Source organism: Enteractinococcus helveticum (assembly GCF_020742345.1).
GTDB lineage: Bacteria > Actinomycetota > Actinomycetes > Actinomycetales > Micrococcaceae > Yaniella > Yaniella helvetica_A.
The window spans coordinates 1-3,523 of record NZ_DYXC01000130.1; the positions used below are offsets into that span (position 1 = coordinate 1).

Consider the following 3,523-nt stretch of genomic DNA (forward strand, 5'->3'; position numbering starts at 1 on the left):
GGGAGATTTCGGATTTTTGGCTGCGAATGCCTACGCGATCCGGCCCGAATGAGTCGTGGGTACGTCGGGCACTGTCACGGTTTTCGTGCCTGTTGCACCGGACAGGTAGATGGCGGGCATCGTGCGATGGCGATGGCGATCACGGTGGCTCCCGTGCTATGGGTTCCTTTCGTAACTTGCTGCGGTCATGGCAGCTGCGCAGTGTTTGACTAGTGCCGAAGTAGTCAGGTTTGGGTTTGCGGTAGGTGGCCCAGGCATTTTCACTGATGCCGCCTGCTCACATCCCTAATGCTCTGACTCGTCTCATAAAAGACATCGGATCCGTACGTTACATGTTCGATCGACTACCGTACCGGGCGTAACTAAGAAACTACGGCGCCACTGAACTACCGACCGACGACACGAACGAACCCTGGTTGAAAACCTGTTTACAGTATCGTCTGCTGATTTTGCATCAACATGTACGAGAAGATGAGCCCAGGACGTCCTGGCTGTGATCACCGCCGGCAACCCTACGGCAGTGGATCTGTCAGGGGCTCCCGCTCGAACAAATAGCATATTCTCAGTGCTGGTCTCGGAACCAGACTCGGCCAGATCATCCTATGGCGCCCGCCGTTTGGCGAGCGCTCAGGAGGGACTCTGGCATCAAATCTTGAACCTAGTAGGCTGGTAAACGAATACGCAGAACAAATCCGGCTACATGCGATACAGGAGTATTGAAGTCATGACTTTTTCTGTCTATCTTTCTGGCGAGATTCACACCGATTGGCGTGACGAAATTCAGCGCGGTGCAGAAGCCGCCGGGCTGGACGTGGTGTTCACCGCACCGGTAACCGATCACCCTGCTAGCGACGCTGCCGGCGATCATCTGGGCGAAACCGATAGTCAGTTCTGGCGCGACCATCAATCCTCTAAGGTCAATGCTATTCGCACGCGCACACTCATCGAACAAGCCGACATGGTCGTCGTGCGGTTCGGGGACCAATACAAACAGTGGAACGCTGCCTTCGACGCAGGCTACTGCGCAGCCCTGGGCAAACCATACGTGACCCTGCACGACGCCGACATTGTGCACCCGCTCAAAGAGGTCGATGCGGCAGCACAAGCCTGGTGTACCACGACCGATCAGGTAGTTGAGATCCTGCGCTATGTACTGAAAGCTTGATCACGACTGTCGGTAATCGAAACGTATGCCGTCACCCCACCCGTATTTTGCTAACTCGCTGCCGGGCCAATCCGACTGGCCGATCGCATTGGCCCATCGTGGAGCCGACATTCAACGCGAGAACACCCTGACCGCGGTACGTCGCGCTGTTGACGCCGGCTTCGGATATATCGAAATCGATGTGCGCACCACCGCAGACAACAAGGTCGTGGTGTTCCACGATGAGACCCTCGACCGTATCACCACGGGGACCGGAAAACTCGGCGGCACCACGTGGGATGAGCTGGCATCCGTGCAGATCATCGGTGCGGCACCCAGGGACGAGCAGATTTCGGAGCCGCTTGTGCTCTTTGAAGAGTTGCTCTCGATGTTCCCGACGACGCGGTTCAACGTTGACCTGAAAGACCGCGCTTCAGCTGCACCGATGGTAGAGATTCTGCGCCGCCAAAACGCCTGGGACCGGGTACTCATCGCTTCATTTCGAGATACCCATCGACGACTCTTCTTCAATAGTCTGCGTCCAACGGACCCGCCCGTGGCATCATCGGGCGGTATGGAAACGGTCGCCCAGTTGCTATTAGCCCACCGCACAGGTGCGTTCAAGACCGTGGCTCGTAGACTGCGTCGGAAGCTCCCGCTCGATGCGGTCCAGGTTCCGATACGCAAAGGGCCAATCCGGGTGGTGACACAGCAGTTTGTCGATGCCTGCCACACCGCGGGTATCGCTGTGCATGCGTGGGTGATCAATGACCCACAACAGATGCAAAGCCTTCTGGCAATGGGCGTCGACGGAATTGTGACTGATAACGGGCCAGCAATTGCCCGGGTGTTTGGCCCAAGGGGAGCATGGCCGCAGTGGGAACAGCATCATGAATCGTGAACAGTGAGGCGATGACGGCAGACCAAACGATTGGACGCGAGAACCGCCAACCCCTCGTCACCGAAAGCCACGACGCTTCGGTGCTTCGAAGGCAGCGTTCCAAGTCAGCTGCATCCGGAAACGTGTTTGCAACTGCAACGAGTTTCTACGACCCCATCGTATGATAGTCCTCTCATGCGTTTCTATCGTGAAGTGGTGTCAACGATAGACATGAATTCCATCGCAGGGCTGGTATCAGACTGCGATTGTGGATAACAGACCCATCTACACAACCGGACCGCTAACAATCGACCAAACCTAGATGCCAGTTGTAACGTGCTGTAGGTAGAGACAAGTGCGTTGGCCGCAGGAAGAAGGGGCATTAGGCATGGCATCGCCGGAGAACATTCTTTTGCATCTGTCAGAAGATGATGAACAACAGGTGCGGGATGTCTTCACACGTCTGGAAGAGCGAGGATTTCCGGCACAGCAGCAGACTCCTCACATCACCATTACGTTCTCTCCGAATATGCACGATGACGTTGTACAACGCGCGGCCGAGTTACTTCCGCCTGTTATCCCAGCCGCGTTTCAACGCGTGGGCAGCGTAGTATTTGGAACGAAACGTAAACAAACTGTCGCGTGGCTTCTAGAAACCACTGACGAGCTGGAGATAGCTGCTCGTCAGATCAGTGCGCTGAATCCTGATGGGCGTGGACCACGCTGGATTCCACATCTGACGGTCGGCCTCAGGCTGCCCCGTGAAATTATCCCAGATTATATACGCGCACTCGACGAACTAACCTCGGCACACCTCAAAGAGTTTACGGCGGTCCGAGCAGCATTTTGGCGGCCGCGAGCTCGGGAGCTGACGGTTCTTGCCGGGACGAAGGCATCCTGTAATAGCTGCTAAGCCAGACCGCTTGAACGTATAGCAAGACGGATAACGTCGTAGCGGCGAAAATACGCAAAATATAGTCCCTGTTGAATTCCCTCGGTCGGTGATACAGTGAGCGCCAAACACGGTCACTACCTGTGATCGTGCCATCCGTTTTGAGGAGAATCCATGCCTCGTCCAGTCACGAATTCAGCAAAAGCCGTCTGGAACGGCGATCTCAAATCCGGCAGCGGAACCACCAGTCTGGAGACATCTCAGCTCGGTACTTTCCCAACGCACTGGAAAGCCCGCTCTGAGGAGTCAGAACGCGGCACCACCTCACCCGAGGAACTCATCGGTGCTGCCCTAGCCACTTGCTTCTCAATGCAGTTTTCGAACATGCTCGCCGAGAATGGCACACCACCAACCACAATCGAGAGCACCGCAAACGTCACCTTCAATATCGCTGAAGGTGGCATCACCGGCATCGAACTGATCAACAACTCCACTATCGAAAATATCGACGAAGCAGACTTCCAGCGTCTTGCAAACGAAGCCAAGGAAACCTGTCCCGTGTCGAAAGCACTACAGGGCGTGGAAATCACTTTGAACGCCACACTCG

4 protein-coding genes are annotated in these 3,523 nt (G+C 55.7%); all 4 read left to right on the forward strand.

Annotated features, from left to right (window positions below):
* Positions 1 to 724 precede the first annotated feature (724 nt).
* Complete coding sequence (locus tag K8V32_RS11285; protein WP_303907383.1) at positions 725 to 1,165, forward strand: YtoQ family protein; 441 nt, start codon at positions 725 to 727, stop codon at positions 1,163 to 1,165.
* 25 nt (positions 1,166 to 1,190) lie between these two features.
* A complete protein-coding gene (locus K8V32_RS11290; RefSeq protein ID WP_303907386.1) occupies positions 1,191 to 2,045 on the forward strand; it encodes a glycerophosphodiester phosphodiesterase family protein in 855 nt (284 codons plus the stop codon).
* 367 nt (positions 2,046 to 2,412) lie between these two features.
* Complete coding sequence (locus K8V32_RS11295) at positions 2,413 to 2,937, forward strand: 2'-5' RNA ligase family protein (RefSeq protein WP_303907389.1); 525 nt, start codon at positions 2,413 to 2,415, stop codon at positions 2,935 to 2,937.
* Between the two features lie 153 nt (positions 2,938 to 3,090).
* On the forward strand, positions 3,091 to 3,523 hold a 433-nt coding region (locus tag K8V32_RS11300; protein ID WP_303907392.1), incomplete at its 3' end, for an OsmC family peroxiredoxin.

Coding starts and splice junctions, on each gene's coding strand:
- K8V32_RS11285 (WP_303907383.1), top strand. CDS start 725: ATGACTTTTTCTGTCTATCTTTCTGGCGAGATTCACACCGATTGGCGT.
- K8V32_RS11290 (WP_303907386.1), top strand. CDS start 1,191: ATGCCGTCACCCCACCCGTATTTTGCTAACTCGCTGCCGGGCCAATCC.
- K8V32_RS11295 (WP_303907389.1), top strand. CDS start 2,413: ATGGCATCGCCGGAGAACATTCTTTTGCATCTGTCAGAAGATGATGAA.